Annotated in this window: 20 protein-coding genes and 1 pseudogene; 11 read left to right on the top strand and 10 right to left on the bottom strand. The window is 72.7% G+C overall.

The window, feature by feature from the left end; all coding sequences use genetic code 11:
* Window position 1 precedes the first annotated feature (1 nt).
* From BUS84_RS05815 to BUS84_RS05830, 5 genes and pseudogenes are all read right to left on the bottom strand, one after another.
* Window positions 2-1462 (bottom strand): cryptochrome/photolyase family protein, encoded by a 1461-nt coding sequence (locus BUS84_RS05815; protein ID WP_074309399.1) that lies wholly within the window; start codon window positions 1460-1462, stop codon window positions 2-4.
* A 74-nt stretch (window positions 1463-1536) separates the two neighbouring features.
* Entirely contained in the window at window positions 1537-2724 is a 1188-nt protein-coding gene (locus BUS84_RS05820; RefSeq protein WP_208869533.1) for a low temperature requirement protein A, read from the bottom strand.
* A gap of 71 nt (window positions 2725-2795) precedes the next feature.
* Window positions 2796-3152, bottom strand: a complete 357-nt coding sequence (locus tag BUS84_RS39615; RefSeq protein WP_244298567.1) for a hypothetical protein — start codon at window positions 3150-3152, stop codon at window positions 2796-2798.
* Window positions 3153-3259: 107 nt separating this feature from the next.
* Window positions 3260-3676: pseudogene (locus BUS84_RS39620) on the bottom strand (glycosyltransferase family 2 protein); the annotation flags it as partial.
* Window positions 3677-3745: 69 nt separating this feature from the next.
* Window positions 3746-4165, bottom strand: coding sequence for a hypothetical protein (locus tag BUS84_RS05830; protein WP_074309401.1), 420 nt, complete (start codon window positions 4163-4165; stop codon window positions 3746-3748).
* A 182-nt stretch (window positions 4166-4347) separates the two neighbouring features.
* Here BUS84_RS05830 and BUS84_RS05835 point away from each other — a divergent pair, with 182 nt between their 5' ends.
* Both BUS84_RS05835 and BUS84_RS05840 read left to right on the top strand, forming a co-directional pair.
* Entirely contained in the window at window positions 4348-5436 is a 1089-nt protein-coding gene (locus BUS84_RS05835; RefSeq protein ID WP_074309403.1) for an S-(hydroxymethyl)mycothiol dehydrogenase, read from the top strand.
* Complete coding sequence (locus BUS84_RS05840) at window positions 5433-6062, top strand: MBL fold metallo-hydrolase (protein WP_074309405.1); 630 nt, start codon at window positions 5433-5435, stop codon at window positions 6060-6062. Before BUS84_RS05835 ends, BUS84_RS05840 begins: the two co-directional genes overlap by 4 nt.
* Window positions 6063-6094: 32 nt before the next feature.
* Here the strand turns inward: BUS84_RS05840 and tsaA are convergent, their stop codons facing one another.
* Window positions 6095-6523, bottom strand: coding sequence for a tRNA (N6-threonylcarbamoyladenosine(37)-N6)-methyltransferase TrmO (gene tsaA / locus BUS84_RS05845; protein WP_074309407.1), 429 nt, complete (start codon window positions 6521-6523; stop codon window positions 6095-6097).
* A 68-nt stretch (window positions 6524-6591) separates the two neighbouring features.
* Between tsaA and BUS84_RS05850 the strand changes: the two genes are divergently transcribed.
* The 3 genes from BUS84_RS05850 (at window position 6592) to BUS84_RS05860 (ending at window position 9407) form a co-directional block, all read left to right on the top strand.
* Complete coding sequence (locus BUS84_RS05850) at window positions 6592-7062, top strand: VOC family protein (protein WP_074309409.1); 471 nt, start codon at window positions 6592-6594, stop codon at window positions 7060-7062.
* Window positions 7046-8161: a DUF3626 domain-containing protein gene (locus BUS84_RS05855; protein ID WP_084757245.1), complete on the top strand. Its 1116-nt coding sequence runs from the start codon at window positions 7046-7048 to the stop codon at window positions 8159-8161. Before BUS84_RS05850 ends, BUS84_RS05855 begins: the two co-directional genes overlap by 17 nt.
* Window positions 8162-8693: 532 nt before the next feature.
* On the top strand, window positions 8694-9407 hold the full coding sequence (locus BUS84_RS05860) for a hypothetical protein (RefSeq protein ID WP_074309411.1): 714 nt from the start codon (window positions 8694-8696) through the stop codon (window positions 9405-9407).
* Between the two features lie 66 nt (window positions 9408-9473).
* Here BUS84_RS05860 and BUS84_RS05865 read toward each other — a convergent pair whose 3' ends face one another.
* Both BUS84_RS05865 and BUS84_RS05870 read right to left on the bottom strand, forming a co-directional pair.
* Window positions 9474-10844: an alpha/beta hydrolase gene (locus tag BUS84_RS05865; protein ID WP_074309413.1), complete on the bottom strand. Its 1371-nt coding sequence runs from the start codon at window positions 10842-10844 to the stop codon at window positions 9474-9476.
* Between the two features lie 124 nt (window positions 10845-10968).
* Window positions 10969-11160 (bottom strand): hypothetical protein, encoded by a 192-nt coding sequence (locus BUS84_RS05870; RefSeq protein ID WP_074309415.1) that lies wholly within the window; start codon window positions 11158-11160, stop codon window positions 10969-10971.
* Window positions 11161-11260: 100 nt separating this feature from the next.
* On the opposite strand from BUS84_RS05870, the gene BUS84_RS05875 reads away from it, so the two are divergent.
* The 5 genes from BUS84_RS05875 (at window position 11261) to BUS84_RS05895 (ending at window position 16349) form a co-directional block, all read left to right on the top strand.
* Window positions 11261-11572 carry a MazG-like family protein gene (locus BUS84_RS05875; RefSeq protein WP_074309417.1) on the top strand — a complete coding sequence of 104 codons (312 nt, stop codon included), beginning with the start codon at window positions 11261-11263 and terminating at the stop codon, window positions 11570-11572.
* A gap of 1202 nt (window positions 11573-12774) precedes the next feature.
* A complete protein-coding gene (locus BUS84_RS05880) occupies window positions 12775-13329 on the top strand; it encodes a hypothetical protein (protein WP_074309419.1) in 555 nt (184 codons plus the stop codon).
* 128 nt (window positions 13330-13457) lie between these two features.
* Entirely contained in the window at window positions 13458-14570 is a 1113-nt protein-coding gene (locus BUS84_RS05885) for a hypothetical protein (protein ID WP_143728248.1), read from the top strand.
* A gap of 62 nt (window positions 14571-14632) precedes the next feature.
* Entirely contained in the window at window positions 14633-15604 is a 972-nt protein-coding gene (locus tag BUS84_RS05890) for a pirin family protein (RefSeq protein ID WP_074312176.1), read from the top strand.
* Between the two features lie 79 nt (window positions 15605-15683).
* Complete coding sequence (locus BUS84_RS05895; RefSeq protein ID WP_074309423.1) at window positions 15684-16349, top strand: hypothetical protein; 666 nt, start codon at window positions 15684-15686, stop codon at window positions 16347-16349.
* Window positions 16350-16613: 264 nt separating this feature from the next.
* Here the strand turns inward: BUS84_RS05895 and BUS84_RS05900 are convergent, their stop codons facing one another.
* Both BUS84_RS05900 and BUS84_RS05905 read right to left on the bottom strand, forming a co-directional pair.
* Window positions 16614-17282, bottom strand: a complete 669-nt coding sequence (locus BUS84_RS05900; RefSeq protein WP_084757247.1) for a DUF1345 domain-containing protein — start codon at window positions 17280-17282, stop codon at window positions 16614-16616.
* 39 nt (window positions 17283-17321) lie between these two features.
* The gene (locus BUS84_RS05905; protein WP_074309426.1) at window positions 17322-17591 is read right to left on the bottom strand and encodes a DUF2795 domain-containing protein; all 270 of its coding nucleotides are present in this window, start codon (window positions 17589-17591) and stop codon (window positions 17322-17324) included.
* Window positions 17592-17748: 157 nt separating this feature from the next.
* On the opposite strand from BUS84_RS05905, the gene BUS84_RS05910 reads away from it, so the two are divergent.
* Window positions 17749-18159 carry a DUF2267 domain-containing protein gene (locus BUS84_RS05910; RefSeq protein WP_074309428.1) on the top strand — a complete coding sequence of 137 codons (411 nt, stop codon included), beginning with the start codon at window positions 17749-17751 and terminating at the stop codon, window positions 18157-18159.
* Window positions 18160-18238: the final 79 nt, after the last annotated feature.

Below are 18238 nucleotides of genomic sequence, written 5' to 3' on the forward strand. Positions count from 1 at the left end.
GTCAGGGCGGGCTGCTGCCCCGCTTCTCCTCCTGGGCCAGCACCGCGTCGCGGTGCTCCGGCTCGTCACGGCGGGCCAGCTCGGCGGCGAGCCGCGGGTCGGCCACCAGCCGCGCCCGGTTGCGGTGCAGGAAGCTCTCGAAACCCCCGGTGTACGGGCAGGTCAGGTCGCCGAGCGCCCGCTCGGGTACGTAGCGGCAGCCCGCGCAGTAGTCGCTGATCTCGTCGATGTCGGTGCCGTCCACCGCGTACGGGCGGGTGTCCACGCGGGCCAGATCGGCGTACTGGCTCATGCCGATCACCGTCGCGTTCATCACCCAGTCGGTGCCGTCGACGAAGCAGCGCTGGAACCAGTCCACCACCTCGGTCGGGCGCCAGCCGCGCTGCAACGCGTAGTTGCCCAGCACGAGCAGCCGGGGCGCGTGGTGTGTCCAGGCGCCGTCCCGGACGGTGGCGAGCACGTCGGCCAGGCAGTGGGCCTCCACCGCGTCGGCGTCCAGCTCGGCGAACCAGTTCGGCACCGGCTCGGCCGCGGCCAGCCAGTCCGCGCCCCGGAACCTGGGCTCGACGTACCAGTACAGCTGCCAGAGGAACTCCCGCCAGCCGAGCAACCCCCGGATGAACGGCTCCACCGCCGTACGCGGAACCGTGCCAGCCCGCCACGCCTGCTCGGCGGCGCGGACTGCCGACTCCGGGTCGAGCAACCCGAGGTTGAACGAGGACGAGAGCACGGAGTGCGCGAACAGCGGGTCGTCGGCGCTCATCACGTCGGCGTACCGGCCGTACCCGGCCAGCCGGTGGGTCAGGAAGTGCTCCAGCCGGGCCTGCGCCTCGCCGTGGGTGGCCGGGAATCGCCGGGGGCCGTCCCGGCCGACGAACCGCACCCCGTCGGCCGCCCACCGGTCCAGTTCGCGGCGGACCTCCGCGTCGATGTCGTCCTCGACGATCGGCGGCGGTGGCGGCGGCGCCGTTGGCGTGGCGGGGCCTTCGGTGCGAGGCCGACGCGTCGACCCGGTACCGCCGGCTGGGCGGGTCAGCACGTCGTGCCGGCGGCGGGCGTGCCGGTAGAAGTCGGTCATCCGCAACGGGCCGCAGCGGGTGCGGTCCGCCCAGCCGGCGAAGTCGGCCTGGCTGGTGATGAAGCCACGCGGTGGCAGCACCGTCAGCCCCGGCACCGATCGGGCGAAGCGTAACGCCGCCCGGGAGTGCGGATGGCACACCTCCACTGGCTCGGCGACCTGCGCCAGTGCCTCGCGGAAGGTCTCGGTACGCAGCAGCAGCGCCCGGTCGCCCAGCTCGGCCGCGCGGTGCCGCAGCGCGGAGAGGATCAGGTGCGCCTTCTGCCGGTGCGGCGGCCGGCGGCGGAACAGTTCCCGGATCTCCACCAGCAGCACCGGCTGGTCGGGGTCGTCGAGGAAGTGTGGCCCGAGCTGGTCGGCCAGCAACCATCGGCGGCGAGGCATGCCTCAATTCTGCCCACTCCCGAGCCGTCGCGCCCGACGGCGGGCCGGGCGGATCCCGGACGGGTCGTGCCGAATCAGGCCGCGTCGGCGTCGGCCGGCGCCGAGGTCAGCCGGACGTCGCGCCGGCGCGTCACCACCGTCAGCGCCACCAGGGCGAAGAGCAGCAACGCGAGCACGTGGACCGGGACCGGGCCCAGCGGCGCGAGCAGCGCCAGCAGCGCGACGATCGGAAAGGCGACGACCACCGCGCCGTGCTGCTGCCGGCGGACGTGCAGCACCCAGACGGTGAGTAGGTAGACGGCGATCGGGACGGCGACCGCGTACCCGGCGGTGACTCCGGAGACGTGCCCGATGTGCCGCTCGTGGTCGACCGCCACGACCAGGCCCGCGCCGACCGCGGCGACCGCGGCGAAGATCAGATAGTGGCCGTAGCCCCAGATCAGCGAATAGGGCAGCCGGTCGGGCGCCTCGATCGGCCGGTCGAAGTAGAGCCACCAGAGCGCGAACACGATGATCAAGCCCGCCGCGGTGAGCGTCCAGAGGTTCTGGTCGCCGGCGTCCAGTTCGGTCTGGATCGCCACCGAGACGGACAGCACCACCTCACCGAGCACGATGAGGGTGAACAGTCCGTACCGCTCGGTGATGTGCCGGGGGTGCCACGGGGTCATTCCGGGCCGCTCGGCCACCGCCGGCACGAGCAGGTCGGCCAGCGCCAGCAGCACGAACGACGCGATGCCCCACTCGGCGGGCAGGGCCAGCCGGAGCAACCAGCCGACCTGCACCACGGTCACGCCGATGGCGTAGCGGCGTGCCGCCGCGCGGTGCGCAGGGTCGCCGACGGCCGCTCGGCTCCACTGCACGACGGCGGCCAGCCGCATCACCACGTACCCGTAGGTGATGACGCTGAAGTCGCCGTCGGTGAAGGCGCGGGGCACTCCGGCCGCCAGGATCAATGCCCCGCTGATCTGGACCAGCGTGGTGATCCGGTAGACGTCGTCGTCGGTGTCGTACGCCGAGGCGAACCAGGTGAAGTTCATCCACGACCACCAGATCGCGAAGAACACCATCACGTAACTGGTCACGGCGTGCGCGAGGTGACCCGCGGAGACGTCGTGGTGCAGGCTGCCGGCGGCCTGTGCCACGGCCACCACGAAGCAGAGGTCGAAGAAGAGCTCCAGCGGGGTGGCCGAGCGGTGCGGCTCACTCCGGGATCGGGGCCTCATCGGCCGGTAGAACGGCCGCACGGATGGGGAACGGGTCAACACAGCTCCTCGGGTCGCCCACACGATAGCGAGCCCGGCACCCGTCCCGAGAACGATCGCCGCAGGGGAAATCAGCTGGCCGGGGCCACTCGGGCCGGCGGTGGCGCGACCGGCTCGCCTGCCTCACACCGGGCCAGGGTGCGCAGGGCCGCCTCCACCTCCGCCGGCAACCGCCGCCGGCCGCGCAGCGCCCACCCCAGCTCACGGCCGGCGTCGAGCAGCCCGCCCCGGCCGGCGGCGTCCCGGGCCACGGCGGCCGCCGTGCGCAGCACCACCCCGGCCGGACGGCGCAGCAGCGCGGTGAGCAGCCGGTTGCGCGTCTCCATCCGCCGCCGGGCCAGCCCGTCCCGCCCCGCCGGCAGCGGCAGATGGTGGGCCACCACGTCGTCGGCGTGCGCCAGCTGCCAGCCGGCCGCGGCCAGGTCCATCGCCAGCAGCGCCTCCTCGCCCCCAGCCGCTCGGTGAAGCCGCCGACCTGCTGGAACGCCCGTCGGCGCAGCACCACCGCGCAGGCCAGGAAGCCCAGCACCGACGGCCCCGGCGCGCCCGGCGGGGTGCCCAGGGGCGCGCGGGCCATCGCGGCGGACACCGGGTCGAGCCGCTGCTCCCGCCCGACCCGCACCTGCCCGGTGAGCAGGCCGGTGCCGGGGTGCCCGCGCAGGATCGCGGCGGCCCGTTCCAGCGCACCCGGCGCCCAGTAGGAGCCGTCGTCGGCGAACGCCACGAACGGCGTGTCGGCCAGCTCGACGCCGATGTTGCGGGCGGCGCCCGCGCCCGCGTTCCTGTCGAGCCGCACCACCCGCACCGCGGGAAAGGCCCGGGCCACCGCGGCCGGGGTGCCGTCGTCGGAGCCGTTGTCCACCAGGATCACCGGGGCGGTGTGCCGGCCCAGCGTGTCGAGCAGCTGCTCACGTCGGTTGCGGGTGGCCACCACCACGGTCACGTCGGTCATGGCGGCCCTGCTACCCCGGCGCGGCCCGCTCACGCCTGACGCGGGGGACCAACCCTCCCGTCGGTCGGATCAGTCGTGCCGGCGGCTGTGGGTCAACCCCTCCAGCACCAGGGTCAGCCCGGCGCCGACCAGCCAGACGTCCTTGGCCAGCCCGCTGCCCTGCTGGGTCGGGCGCACGCTGCCCGCCTCGCGCATCCCGGGCGTCTTCAGGTACAGCTGCACCAGGCCCGCGCCGAACGCGGTCAGGCCGAGCCCGGCCAGGGTGGCTGGCACGAACGGGGCGAGCAGCGCCGCCCCCAGGGCCATCTCGGAGTACGACAGCAGCTTGGCGAAACGCGCCGGTTCCAGCTGGCGGAGCTGCGGCATTGCCGCGACCGCCATTCCGTGCATGCCCTGCGCCGCCTCGCCTTCGAGGTTGCGCTTGCTCAGGCCCGAGTTGAGGACGTACGCGCCGATGCTGACCCGCAGCGGCAGGTGCGCGAGTTTCATGATCACTCCCGGTGGCCGTGGTCCGAATGCGGCCCGGGTACCCGCCGAGGCCCGCGATAACCCGTTGGGCCGACTGGGCCGGCCCTGGTGATCGCGGTAGGTTCGCGAGGGGCTCCCCGCCCGGCCCGGCCACCCGCCAGCCCGGCACCCGAGCCCGCCGCAGATCACCAGCAGGAGGCGAAGTGAGCCAGGAAGTCCGGGGAGTCATCTCCCGCAGTAAGGGCGCGCCGGTCGAGGTCACCACCATCGTGGTGCCCGATCCCGGTCCGGGTGAGGCGATCGTCCGGATTCAGTCCTGCGGGGTCTGCCACACCGACCTGCACTACCGCGAGGGTGGCATCAACGACGACTACCCGTTCCTGCTCGGCCACGAGGCGGCGGGCATCGTCGAGCAGGTGGGGGAGGGCGTCACCGACGTCGCGCCGGGCGACTTCGTGGTGCTCAACTGGCGGGCGGTCTGCGGGGTCTGTCGGGCCTGCCGCCGTGGCCGGCCCTGGTACTGCTTCAACACCCACAACGCCAGCCAGCGGATGACCCTCACCGACGGCACCGAGCTCGCACCGGCCCTGGGCATCGGCGCGTTCGCCGAGAAGACCCTGGTGCACGCCGGACAGTGCACCAAGGTGGACCCGGCCGCCCGACCGGCCGCGGTGGGGCTGCTGGGCTGCGGGGTGATGGCCGGGCTGGGTGCGGCGATGAACACCGGCAACGTCACCCGCGGCGACTCGGTCGCGGTGATCGGCTGCGGTGGCGTCGGCGACGCGGCGGTCGCCGGAGCGGCCCTCGCCGGCGCCACGACGATCGTCGCCGTGGACACCGACTCCCGCAAGCTGGACTGGGCTCGCCGGTTCGGCGCCACGCACACCGTGAACGCCTCCGAGACCGACCCGGTCGAGGCGATCCGCGCCGCCACCGGCGGCTTCGGCGCCGACGTGGTGATCGACGCGGTGGGTCGACCGGAGACGTGGAAGCAGGCGTTCTACGCCCGGGACCTGGCCGGCACCGTGGTGCTGGTGGGTGTGCCGACCCCGCAGATGAAGATCGAGCTGCCGCTGCTGGACGTCTTCGGTCGCGGCGGCGCCCTCAAGTCCAGCTGGTACGGCGACTGCCTGCCCAGCCGGGACTTCCCGATGCTCACGGAGCTGTACCTCCAGGGCCGGCTCGACCTGGACGCGTTCGTCACCGAGGAGATCGCGCTGGACCAGGTCGAGAACGCGTTCGACCGGATGCACAACGGCGACGTGCTCCGTTCGGTGGTGGTGTTCCCGTGAGCGCCCGGGTCGAGCACACGGTCACCGCCGGCACGTTCTCCCTGGACGGGCAGACGTTCGACGTCGACAACAACGTCTGGGTGCTGGGCGACGACAGCGAGTGCGTCGTCTTCGACGCGCCGCACGACGTGGCCGCGATCCTCGCCGTGGTGGGTGACCGGCGGGTGCGGGCGATCCTGGCCACCCACGCGCACGACGACCACGTCCGCGTGGCGCCCGAGCTGGCCCAGGCCACCGGCGCGCCGGTGCTGTTGCACACCGCCGACCGGGTGCTCTGGGACATGGTCCACCCCCAGCTGCCGCCGAATGGCGAGCTGCACGACGGGCAGAGCATCGACGTGGCCGGCACCACGCTGCGGGTGCTGCACACCCCCGGGCACAGCCCCGGCGCGTGCAGCTTCCACGCGCCGGAGCTGGGCGTGGTGTTCACCGGCGACACGCTCTTCGCCGGGGGCCCAGGTGCCACCGGCCGCTCGTACAGCGACTTCGACACCATCGTCCGGTCGATCCGCACCCGGCTGCTCACCCTGCCGTCGGAGACGGTCGTGCACACCGGGCACGGCGACGACACCACGATCGGCGCGGAGGCGCCGCACCTTCAGGAGTGGCTGGCCCGAGGCCACTGAGCACGGTCGGCTGGCCGGGCGGGGCCGGCGACTCAACGCTCGCCGGCCGCGCCCAGCACCGGCTTGACGTCGAGCACCGGCGTGCCGTCCAGCGCCTCTAGGTCGGCCACCCGCACGCGCAGCCCGTCCATCGCCAGCACCCGTACGCGGTGCAGCCCGATCGGGTTGGGCCGGTGTGGGGAGCGGGTGCTGAAAACGCCCGACTCCGGCCGTGTCTCGTCGCCGCGCGGGTGCACCGTCAGGATGTCCCGTCGAGCCCGGTCCAGCCAGGTCAGCACCAGCAGCTCCGCACCGACCCGTACATCGCCCAGGGCCCGCTCGACCTGCGGGTCGAAGACCAGCCAGGCGTCCGGCGCGCCCTCGTCGCCCTGCCTCGGCGCGCTCGCCGCGTCGGTCAGCGGCGAGAGGACCCGGCCGACCGGGCGCAGCAGGTACGCATCGTCGCTCTGGGCTTCGGTCATGGTCGTTCCCTTCCGGACGGTCGGTCGGTCCCAATCTAGTGCCGCCGGTCGGCGCTAGAATCCCGCCCATGGCCGCCGAGCAACCCGCACCCGCTGTCCGTCAGCTGCGCCTCGTCGTGGAGGCGGCCGATCACGACGCCGCCGTCGCGTTCTTCCGCGACGCGCTCGGCCTGCCCGAGCAGGCGGCGTTCAGCGGCGACGGGGACGCCCGGGTGGTGATCCTGGACGCCGGCCGGGCCACCCTGGAGATCGCCAACCCGGCACAGAAGCGCATGATCGACGAGGTCGAGGTGGGCCGGCAGGTGGCACCCCGCATCCGGGTGGCCTTCGAGGTGGACGACGCCCGGGAGACCACCGCCCGACTGGTCGCCGCCGGGGCGAGCGAGATCGCGCCACCCACCCGTACGCCCTGGCACTCGCTCAACTCCCGCCTCGACGCCCCGGCGGACCTCCAGATCACCGTCTTCCAGGAGCTGCGTACCCCGGACGAGCGGGCCGGGACGGACGGCTTCGGCACCGGACGTGACGGCGACGACTGAGCCGGGCGGGCTGCCCGCCGTCGCACTCACCCCGGCACAGACGGCCGCCCTGGCCCACGTCCGGTCGATCGCCGTGGCAGAGCGTCCCGCCGCCCTCGCCGCCCTCGCCCGGGAACTCGCCACCGCCGACGTCGGCCAACGGCCGGAGCAGTTGCTCGCCGCGGTCGTGCAACATGCTCGGCTGACCGTCAACTTCCACCCCGACCGGTTGTGCGCCGACGGTCGGACGGTCGCCGCGGCACTGGCCGACGACGGGGTGTATCGCAGCCAGTTCGTCACGGGCATCTCCAACGGCGGGCTCACCGCGTTCCCCGGCGGCGACCGGGACCGCTGGGAACGGCGAATGTTCGACGGCGCGTACCAGCGGCCCGGCGTGACGCCAGCCGACCGGCCCACGTACGGCGGTCTGAACCTGCTCGACCACGCGGACGGCGCCTGCCCTCGCTTCGGCTCCTGTCACCTGCGGCTGCGCCCCGCGGTGCTGGCCCGGGCGACCTTCTGCCTTGGCGACAGCCACCTCGGCCCGCGTACGGTGGGCACCGCCGACGCCTTCGAGGCGGTGCTCGCCGGGCTCGTCGCCGGCACTGCCGCCACCGGTGAATGCCTGGGACGCACCGGCACGGACGTCGCCACCCTGATCCGGACCTCGCTGAGCGTGCCGACCGGTCCGCGCACCGTCGGTCGCGCGCTGGACGACTACGTGGAGGCGCAGGTCCACGGCACCCTCGACCTTGCCGAGGACGTCGAGGAACTGGTGGTGGATCCGTCCTTCGCCGGCACGCCGACTGGCGCGACACTGGAGTTGATCGCCCAGCGGTTCGGCTACCCGCTGCGGTGGCATCAAGGTTTCGCGCTGGCGGTGGATCAGGTTGACCCGGAGTTCCGGGGCCCGGCGATCCCGGTGTTGGCGGCGCGCCTGCACCGGGAGTTCGCCCCACCGGGCGAACCGGTGGACGCGGCCCTGATCGGTCGGGGTGCGCTCTCGGTGATCACCGAGCCGGCCCGCTGGGCCGATCTGGGGCCCGCCGCCGACACCCTGCAGCACATCAAGCAGCTCTGGCACGTTCTCGTCCGGTACGGCACCCCGCACGTGAGCTGATGCGGCCGGATTCGCACGGCCTCGATCGTCCGAAACCGCGTCGCCGCCTCGAACTCACCCGCCGTGAGATATCGGGCCAATCACGGACGGTCAGCTAAGGCGCACTCGCCACCCTCGCCCGCAGCCGCCCACACCACCCCGGCCGGGCCCTTTGCTCTGCTTCAACAGACGCAACACATACCTTGAACTGCGAAAAGGCGATTTTGGGCGGTTGTGGAGGTTGTCGACCCGTCAGCACGGTCCGTGACTGTTGCGTCTATTGAAGCAGAGAAAAGGCTGCGGGGTGGGTGTGGCCCACGGCCGCCATGACCACTCTGAGTCACGTTGCGGGGCCCTTGGCGCCAAAAGGTGGACCCGTCCGATTCCGCAGGTGACCGGGACCGCAGCCTGGTGGGGCACCGGCATTTCCGGAATGCCCGACACGTCAACCTGGTTGTGTCCCCCGTACCGCCGGAGCCCAAACCCTTTCCGCGGTCATCTCCCGAGGAGTGTTCACCCCGGAGCGCTCCGCACGATCGAAAGGGCAACCATCGTGAAGGTCGACTTCACTCGATGGCTCCCCGCCATCGCTAAGGACTCGTACCGCAAGACCGCCCTGAGCGTTGTGGGTGTGGCCGCCCTCGGTGGCCTGGCACTCGCGCCGACAGCGGCCGCCGCCCCGGTCACCTCCGGGCCGCACCAGGGCGCCGTCGCCGCCATCGAGCTCGCCACCGGCAAGGCCGCCACCGCGGCACGCCAGCAGGACCAGCCCGTCGAGTCCGGGCTGACCACCGGCTCCGCCACCGGCAAGCCGCCGGCGGGCAAGCCGAGCCGCGAGGAGCTCATTCCGCACGGCATCGAAGGCGCCCAGTCGCGCATCCCGCTCGACGACGCGCAGCTCGCCAACGCCCGGGCCATCGTCGACGCCGCCAAGAAGACCGGCGTCGGTGACCGCGGCGCGGTGATCGGCATCGCGACCTCACTGCAGGAGTCGAAGCTGTACAACCTCGGCCACCTCGGCGCGTACAACGACCACGACTCGCAGGGCCTGTTCCAGCAGCGCCCGTCGTCCGGTTGGGGCACGCCCGAGCAGATCACCGACCCGGAGTACGCCGCCACGGCGTTCTTCGACGCGCTCAAGAACATCGGCGGCTGGCAGGACCTGCCGCTGACCACCGCCGCGCAGACCGTCCAGGTCTCCGCCTTCCCGTACGCGTACGCGCAGTGGGAGGAGCAGGCGGCGGACATCGTCCAGCAGCTCTGGTGACACCCGCACACACGACGCCGGCCGGCTCCCGAACAGGGGGCCGGCCGGCGTCGTCGTGTCGGTACCTCAGCAGGCGGGGTAGAGGCGCCGGGTGCCGACCCCGGCGGCGTACGCGGCCCGGTCGCTGAACCGGCAGCCGTAGTCGGGACGGGCCACCACCGCCGGGTCGGTCACCGTGTCGCCGGCGGGGCGGGCGCCGGTGCGTACCCAGGACACCAGGTCGTCCCAGGCGGCGCCGGCCTCGGCCGGGGTGAACTCGCAGTGCTGCGTGGCCCGGATGGCCCGCTGCACCACCAGCCGGCTGCGGCCGTGCCGCGCCACGTCGGTGGCGTACGCCTGCTCCATGCTGAACGGCACGAACAGGTCACCGAGGCCGTGCAGGCTGAGCACCGGCGCGGTGGGGCGGCCGGCGATCCGTGGCACCTCGGTCAGCGTCGGCAGGAGTCGCTGCCAGACGTTCTCCGGGGCGACCCGCCGCACGGTGGCGTTGACGTTGACCGGGCTGTTCGGGGTGTAGCGGGTGAGCAGGTTGGTGGAGAGCTGACCGGGTCGTTGGGCGGGGGAGTCGCCGCTGCTGGTCACGGTGATCGAGAAGAGGAAGTCCTTCCAGACCGCGAACGCGGCGTCCGCGCCGGGGCGCGGCCCGCCCGAACGGTTCACCGTGATGGCCCGTAGCTGCTTGCCCCGGTCGGTGGTGGTGTCCGGCCCCGTGGGAGTGAGCCCGGCCAGGCCGAGCGCCACCTCGATGCGGGGCACGGCGTTGGTCAGATAGTCGGCCGGCGTGGGATAGGCCGGCACCTCGGCGAGAGCCTGCGCGACCAGGTTGTAGTCCAGGTAGAAGTCGAGCAGCGTCTGGTCGCCGAGCACCCCGCACATGGGCAGCGCGCCGTCGTAGTAGCCGGGGTGCTGCTCCAGTGAACGGCCGATGATGTACCCGCCCATCGACACCCCGGCGAGGTAGGTGTGGTGCGGCCGGCGGACGGTCCGTCCGAAGTGGTCGGCGAGATCCTTTGTTCCCAGCACCCCGGAGCGGATGTCGAAGCCGTTGCGGTCGTACGAGGACGACGCCCAGGCGTACCCCTGCTCCAGCAGCCGCTGGCGCAACCCGAAGCCGGGCGGCTCCGGCGAGAGCACGGTGCCCTGGCCGCGGTAGCCGTGCGCCCACAGCACCAGGTCACCGTTCCACCAGGCGGGGACCTCGATGATGTATCCGGCGTGGCGGTGCACGCCCTGACGTACCGTCGTTGGCTTGCCGGCCACGACCAGCGGCGCCAGCGGCGGGTTCTCGATGGTGTACCCGGGCAGCGGCTGGCCGCCCCCGGGGTCGCGGTCGGCGGTGGCGCTGGCTGGCGCGGCGCCGGCGAGCCCGACCGCCAGGGTCAGGGTCGCGGTGGCGGCGAGCAGGCGGCGGAGGGTGCGAACGGGTGAGGACAGCATCGATGCTCCCCATCGGACGGATGTCGCCCGCGGGCGACCAGGCGGGACGGTTGCCTACCGGCCGGTAGCGTCCTGAACCTAGGACCGCCGTCGATCAGAGTCAATGGCTGCGTTGACCGGCCGGTCAGGCTCGACTGTCCGGCCATTCAGACCAGGCCGTGCGCGCCCACCCGCCGGAACCCTTGATGTTCGCCCCGGCCACGTAGTTGCCGGGCAGCCCGTACTCCTCGGCCGTGCTCCAGCAGCGGGCGTGGATGTCCCGCATCGTCTCCCGCAGCCGCTGCTGCGACTGGGCGAACGACCACGCCTGCCTCACCTGGCTCGCCGCTGGCCGCGCCTCACCTGGCCTGTCGGCCCGGCCCGGCTGTCCGGCCCGGCTGTGCGGCCTGTTGGGCGGGTCGGGTTGACTGGTCGTCGTGGACGAGTCGATCTGGGAGGCGGCCCGGGCGTCGCGCGGCTGGTTGGACGCGGCGAACGGCACCGGGCAGACGGAACTGACCTGCCGCATTCTCAAGCTGACCGAGGAGGCGGGGGAGGCGTCGGCGGCCTGGATCGGTCTGCTCGGGCAGAACCCGCGCAAGGGCGTCACGCACACCCGCGAGGACGTGGCAGCGGAGCTGGCTGACGTCGCCTTCACGGCGCTGGTGGCGATTGAGAGCCTGGGGCTGGATGCCCGGTCGGTGTTGGACTCCTGCGCCGCCAAAGTCCGCTCACGCCTCGCTGATTGACCGGATTCTCGAGGTTGTCGGGTTTGCCCGGTAGGGGCCCGCCGTGGCGCGCAGACCTGCGCGATCCCGGCGTTTCCGAACCAACCGTGCTTCCGACTCTTGACCGGCGTGCCGGGTCCGTGTGGTGCGGGGGGCCCGCCGTGCCCGGCTCCGGGCGGTCAGGCTTGATCCCTGCGCCGGGCACGGCGGGCCCCACCCCGTCGGTGGTCGCCGTTCGTCGTGATTCCTGCGCTGGGTATGGCAAGCCCCGGTGCCGGCGGCGATCGCCGTCGGTCTTGTTGCCCGCGCCAGGGGAGGTGGGTTTCATCCTGGCGGCGATCGTCGTTTGCCCTGATTTCTGCGCTGGGCGCGGTAGGTGCCGTGCCGTCGGGTTCCTCGTTCGACTTGAGCCCTGTGCTGGGCATCCGGCTGGCGGCCCCCGGACCCGGCCTTTGCGGTGGATGTGGCCAGGCCACCGTTCCGGGCGGTTGGTGTTGTGAGCGATATACCTGTGAGTCATACATATGCCTCTGAGGTATACCGCTCGTTGACGACCTCGCCCGGATCGCCTTCGCGCAGCGTTGATCGACTCGGCCTCGCGGATGTTGCGGTGTCCGCGGCCATCGGATGCCCCGATATCGGCGATATCGAGTCGATCAACCCCGAACCGGGCCCATCCGGCGCCGGGGCAGCCGATTGGACAGCCTCTCCGGATCGAGCCGAGCCCTCGGGCGACGGCCTGCTGGAACACTCGCCGATCTCGCGCCGGATGTCCGATATCGGAGTGTCTGACGTGTGACCGGCTGCACCCGTGGGCTGGAATCGTGGCCGGCCGGGGGTCGTTACACACCCTGACGATCGCAGCACCACCGGCCCGCCACCCCGCCCCTGTGGGTTGGGATGGCAGCCCGGCCGGGTTGGAATGCCCGCGGGTGCCCGGTCGTTGCAGACTCCCTGAACGACCGCACCAGCACCTGATCTACAGGGTGTCGACGGATGGGCCAACCCCGGAATGACGCCGGCCCGGCGGTCGTTACACACGGTCCCGGCGCCACGAGGCCCCGCCCGTAGGCCGCTGGACCCGGCGCCGCAGGCCCCCCGGCTTACCGGCCGCCAACCCCCAAGACTTTCCCCCTGTGTTGAAAGCGCCGGACGAGGTGCTTGCACCCACACGCCGTTCCCCCTGGTGGTGGGTGTCTACCCCCTGAAGGAGCTCACCCCTGATGAACACGATCATTCGTAAGAGCATGTTGTCCGTTGCTGGTCTCGCGTTCGCCGGTGGTGTCTTCGCCGGCCCGATCGCCGCCCACGCCGCCCCCGTCGACGGCAAGCCCGCCGCCGTGGCGGTGCAGACGGTCAAGGCGCAGGGCGCGCAGTCGCACATCAACCTGAACGACGAGCAGATTGCGAACGTCAAGGCGATCATCGCCGCGACGAAGAAGGCCGATCTGCCTGAGCGGGCCGCGGTCATCTCGATCGCCACCAGCCTGCAGGAGTCGAAGCTGGAGAACCTGGGTCACCTCGGCGACATGAACGACCACGACTCGCTGGGCCTGTTCCAGCAGCGCCCGAGCTCGGGTTGGGGCACCCCGGAGCAGATCACCGACCCGCAGTACTCCACGACCGCGTTCCTCAAGGGCCTCAAGCAGGTTGACGGATGGCAGGACATGGCGTTGACCGACGCCGCGCAGACCGTGCAGGTCTCGGCCTACCCGGATGCCTACGCCCAGTGGGAACAGCAGGCCACCGACCTGGTCGCCCACCACTGGAACAACTGACCCACCGCATGACACCGACCGCTGGCCGGCACCCCGAACCTGGGGTGCCGGCCAGCGGCATATCCATGAACAGATCTTGGCTTGGCGACGCACGGCAGCGGTGCGGTCAGCGCTGAGTGATCCGAACGGTGGGCAGGTACGTACTCACCGGCGGGGACCGGCGGAGGGACGAGGACATGGCCGCAGTGGGGCACGGCACGGATCTCCAGCCGGAGTCGGATCCAGAGCCGGAGCCGACGGGTGACGCCACCCCACGTCGGGGCTGGCCCATCGGGGCTCGGATGCTGCTGGCCGCCACGGCCGTCGTGCTGATCCTCGGCGCCGCCGCGGTGGCCGTGATCATCGCCGATCCGCACCGCCTCGGCATGTCCTACTCCAGCGCACCCGACGATGTCCGCCCCGGCGATGTCCGCCCCGACGGCACCCGGCCGGACGGCACCCGGCCGGACGGCACCGGGCCCGAGGGCACTCGCCCGGACGGCACCTTCCCGGACCATGCCCGCCCCGGCAGCGTCCAACCCGACGCTGGCCGACCTGGTGATGCGGGATCGGACGCCGGCCCTCGGGCGGGCGCCGCCGACCCCGACGCGGGCGGCGGGCCGGGTGACGAGGGCGCGGGCGCCGCCGGCCAGACGGTGACGGAGCCGTTGGCGGGGCGGCAGCGAGCCACCTTTGTGCTCGCGGACGGGTTGTCCTCGTTCGAGCTGCGGGTCGTTGACCTGGGTGACGACCTCTACCGGATCAGCAGCCCGACCGGCTCGGGCGTGACGGCCCGACCGGCGGTGCTGGGCGAGACCGTCCGGCTCGGCGTGGTGGCCACCGGTACGTCCGGGGCGAGGGACGTGCGGGTGTTGCTCAACGAACGGGTCAGTTGGCGTCTCCAGCTGGATGGCGGCGTGAGCAGCCAGGTGCTGGACCTGACCCGGGCCCGGCTGTTGGGGCTGGAGCTCGCCGGCGGGTCGGCCCGTACCGAACTCCTCCTGCCACCGGTCACCGGCACCATGACGGTCCGGTTGACCGGCGGGGCCAGCCAACTCGACGTCCGGGTGCCCGGCGAGCCGCCGGAACGGGTCCGCGTGGGAGCCGGTGCTGCCTCGGTGGTGCTGCGCGAGGAACGCTGGGCCGGGGTGGCCGCCGGAACGCTACTGGGTACGCCGGGGTGGGACCGGTCGGCGGACCGGCTCTATCTCGACCTGGTGGCGGGAGCCGGCAGCGTGACGGTGGGTGCCAGCACCCGGTGACCTGGGCCGCCCCGTGCGGGAAGCGCTGCGGCTGCGAGTGGGCGCGAGCGTACAGTCGGGCGGTGGAGCGTACTGAATCAATGCTGGCGGAGACCCGACCGCCCGGCGTGGCCGACGTAGATCCCGGCAGCGTGCTGCTGCCGGGCCACGACGTGCCGCTGGGCCGATACACCACCGTTCGCCGGCTGCTGCCCCAGCGCCCCCGCCGGATGGTCGGCGCGTGGTGCTTCGTGGACCATTTCGGCCCGGACGACGTCGAGCAGCGGCCCGGCATGGAGGTGCCGCCGCACCCGCACAGCGGCCTGCAGACGGTGACCTGGCTGTTGGAGGGCGAGATCCTGCACCGGGACAGCCTGGGCAACGTCCAGCCGATCCGGCCCGGTCAGCTGAACGTGATGACCTCCGGCCACGGCATCGCCCACTCGGAGCGGTCCCCGGCCACCCATCCGCCGGTGATGCACGGCGTGCAGCTCTGGGTGGCGTTGCCGGACCCGGCGCGGGCTGGAGCGGCGGACTTCGCGCACCACGCGGACCTGCCGCGCTGGCGCGACGGCGATCTGGACATGACCCTGCTGGTCGGTGAGTTCGCCGGGCAGCGGTCCCCGGCGGTGGTGCACACCCCGCTGGTCGGTGTGCAGCTGGAGTTGACCGGCACGGGGCCGACCACGCTGCCGCTGCGGCCCGATTTCGAGTACGCGCTGCTGGCGATGTCCGGCTCCGCCGAGGCGGCCGGTGTCGGGTTCGAACCCGGCGCGCTGCTCTACCTGGGCTCGAATCGCCGCGAGTTGACCGTGCGCGGCGGGACCGGGGCCCGGTTGCTGCTGCTGGGCGGGACGCCGTTCGACGAGCCGCTGGTGATGTGGTGGAACTTCGTCGGCCGCTCACACGAGGAGGTCGCGCAGGCTCGGGAGGACTGGATGGCCGGGCGACGCTTCGGCGTGGTCGCCGACGATCCGGCGCCGCCGCTGCCGGCGCCCGACCTGCCCACCACCCGGCTCAAGGCCCGCGACCGCACGGGCGGCCTGCACGGCTGAGGCCGCACCGCGCTCGGCGGGGGCCACGGCGTGCCCCCACGTCGGCGTGTGACCGACGTCGGCGTGGGTAGTCGCCGGCATGGCGACCACATTGATCACTCCGGTGGAGGACCGGAAGCGCCTGGCCCGCCGGCTCGCCGGCAGCGGACGGGGCTTCGCCGAGCAGTACGGCTTCCGGGTCACGAACAACCCGGCGAGCCTGTTCCAGGTGCTCTACCTCGCGGTGCTGCTGGCCCGACGTGGCGACTTCCGTCGGGCGTTGGACGGCGCGCGGGCACTGCGCGACGAGGGGTGGGACAGCGCCGCCCGGTTGGCCCGCTCGCTGCACCAGGACCGGGTGCGGGTGCTGCGCGACAGCGGCCAGCGCGGCGACGTGGACGCGTTGGCCGACGGGCTGGGCGACCTGGCTCGCACGGTTGTCGAGCGGTACCGGGGTGACCTGCGCCGGTTGCGCGCGTTGGCGCACCACGACCCGGCCCGGGAGCGCCAGCTCCTCGCCGAGCTGCCCGGGGTGGACGACCAGGTGGTCGACCTGTTCCTACGCGAGGCGCAGGCGTTGTGGCGGGAGGTCGCCCCGGTGGCCGACCGGCGGGCGTTGGCCGCGGCCCGCCGGCTCGGGCTGGGCCGGTCCGCCGACGACCTGGCCGGGTTGGCCGGCAGCGGAGAGTCGGAGCGGTTGGCCTGGCTGGTGGGGGCGCTCGCCCGGGTCGACCTGGAGCACCGGTACGCGGAGCTGACCGGTTGACCATGACGTGCCCTGGCCCACAGTTCGCCAAAATCTAACCGTACGGATGATGTTCTGTCGTATGGTTGTACCCGGCAGTGCTGGCCGCTCGGTTCGGGCGACCATCCACCGCCTGGTGGTCGCACCCGGTTCGGGCGCGGTTCACCGCCTGGGCAGGTTTGCGTGGCGCCCCCGGTCGCGGTTCGTGGCCCCGGGGCGCCCGCCTGTCCCGGCGCCGAGCAGCCCACCGCCCCGTGGCCACTCCGGGGTTCAGGTCGGGCGTCTTCAGCGGGCCAGACCGGCCAGCAGATTCACCGTGACGGCGATGATGAACGCGCCGAACAGGTACGACACCATCGAGTGCCGCAGCACCGTGCGCCGCATCTCGTTGCTGGTCAGGTTCGTGTCGGAGACCTGGAACGTCGTCCCGATGGTGAACGCCACGTAGGCGAAGTCGGAGTAGCGGGGCGGCTCGGGCTGATTGAAGTTCACCCCGCCGTCCGGGCCGGTGTAGTAGATCCGGGCGTACCGGGCGCCGAACACGGTGTGCACCACCAGCCAGGAGAGCACCACACTGAGCACGCCCAGCCCGCCGGACAGTTCGCGGTGCAGCCCGGGCGGTGCCGAGTGGGCGCTGGCCAGGACCAGCCCCACCGCCAGCAGACTGGCCAGGCAGGCGATCAGCAGCACCAGGTCACGGACGGCCCGGTTGGGGTCCTCGTACGAGGCCACGCGCGAGGTCTGCGCGGCGTCCAGCGGCCAGAGCTTGCGCCAGACCAGCCACAGCCAACTCAGTGCGGCCGCGTCCCAGCCGACCAGCGGGGCGAGCGTCGACGACCACGCCGCGGCGACGATGCCGCCGGCGATGATGCCGACCGCCCCCACCAGGACGAGCTGCACCGAGGCCGGGGTGTGCCCGTCCGGGGCCCGGGACAGCCGACGCGGGCGGATCATCCGCGCCGCGTCAGGACTCGGGCCGCCACCACTGTTGGATCAGATGCCGCGCAGGTGCTGCGAGACACGGTTGTGCTTGTCTCGGGTCTGCGCGGCCCGCTGGGAACGGCCCACCTCGGGGGCCGCCTCGATGCCGGCCGACCGCGCCACCTCGGTGCCGTTGGCGTAGTCCACCGGCGGCAGGGCGCGCAACGCCTTCAGCACGTCCGGCGGGGCACCCTCCCGCTCGGCCTCGCGGACCACGTCGTCCTTCTCGGCCGGGTAGTCCAGGCTCGACAGGTACTGCAGGACGTCGGCGTAGCTCGCCATGGCAGGGGCTCCCTCGGGGCATCGATGTGGTCACGACGGGCGGCGGTTACCCGCTCGCCGTTCGGTCACGCCCGGGTGGATGGCCGAATCGGCTGCCGTTTCCCCCCGGCCGTCGCGGGTACCCGCAGGCGCCGATGCCAGCCCGAGGGGGTACGCGATGAACTACGACACCTTCATCGACCAGGTTTCCCAGCGCACGCGGGCGCCGTCCGAGCGGTCGGTCGAGCTGACCCGGGCCGTGCTGGAGACGTTCGCCGAGCGGCTGACCGGCGGCGAGGTGCTGGATCTGGCCGCCCAGCTGCCCAGACCGCTGCAACTGGTGCTCAAACCGAGCCCGCGCACGGAGCAGGCGGACCGGTTCGGGGCGGCCGAGTTCGTGGCCCGGGTGGCGCTGCGCGCCGGCGTGGAGGAGCCCGCCGCCCGCGATGCCGCCCGGGCGGTCTTCACCACCCTGCGCGAGGCGATCACCGGCGGGGAGTTCGACGACGTGGTCACGCAGCTGCCGCGCGACTACCGGGGGCTCGTCGAGCCGGCGATGGCCCCGGGGGCGACGTTGCGTCGCGGCTGACCACACGCCAACTCATATTCAGCTGTTGGTCAGGGCAACCATCGACGTCCCGCTTGGCGTCGAGATTGAGCCTGGCCTA

Origin of the sequence: Micromonospora cremea (assembly GCF_900143515.1) — a bacterium.
Classification (GTDB): domain Bacteria; phylum Actinomycetota; class Actinomycetes; order Mycobacteriales; family Micromonosporaceae; genus Micromonospora; species Micromonospora cremea.

What these genes read in the sequence shown, in the direction of transcription:
- BUS84_RS05815 (WP_074309399.1), bottom strand. Translation starts at nt 1,462, where the DNA reads ATGCCTCGCCGCCGATGGTTGCTGGCCGACCAGCTCGGGCCACACTTC.
- BUS84_RS39615 (WP_244298567.1), bottom strand. Translation starts at nt 3,152, where the DNA reads ATGGACCTGGCCGCGGCCGGCTGGCAGCTGGCGCACGCCGACGACGTG.
- BUS84_RS05830 (WP_074309401.1), bottom strand. Translation starts at nt 4,165, where the DNA reads ATGAAACTCGCGCACCTGCCGCTGCGGGTCAGCATCGGCGCGTACGTC.
- tsaA (WP_074309407.1), bottom strand. Translation starts at nt 6,523, where the DNA reads ATGACCGAAGCCCAGAGCGACGATGCGTACCTGCTGCGCCCGGTCGGC.
- BUS84_RS05850 (WP_074309409.1), top strand. Translation starts at nt 6,592, where the DNA reads ATGGCCGCCGAGCAACCCGCACCCGCTGTCCGTCAGCTGCGCCTCGTC.
- BUS84_RS05865 (WP_074309413.1), bottom strand. Translation starts at nt 10,844, where the DNA reads ATGCTGTCCTCACCCGTTCGCACCCTCCGCCGCCTGCTCGCCGCCACC.
- BUS84_RS05880 (WP_074309419.1), top strand. Translation starts at nt 12,775, where the DNA reads ATGAACACGATCATTCGTAAGAGCATGTTGTCCGTTGCTGGTCTCGCG.
- BUS84_RS05895 (WP_074309423.1), top strand. Translation starts at nt 15,684, where the DNA reads ATGGCGACCACATTGATCACTCCGGTGGAGGACCGGAAGCGCCTGGCC.
- BUS84_RS05900 (WP_084757247.1), bottom strand. Translation starts at nt 17,282, where the DNA reads ATGATCCGCCCGCGTCGGCTGTCCCGGGCCCCGGACGGGCACACCCCG.
- BUS84_RS05905 (WP_074309426.1), bottom strand. Translation starts at nt 17,591, where the DNA reads ATGGCGAGCTACGCCGACGTCCTGCAGTACCTGTCGAGCCTGGACTAC.
- BUS84_RS05910 (WP_074309428.1), top strand. Translation starts at nt 17,749, where the DNA reads ATGAACTACGACACCTTCATCGACCAGGTTTCCCAGCGCACGCGGGCG.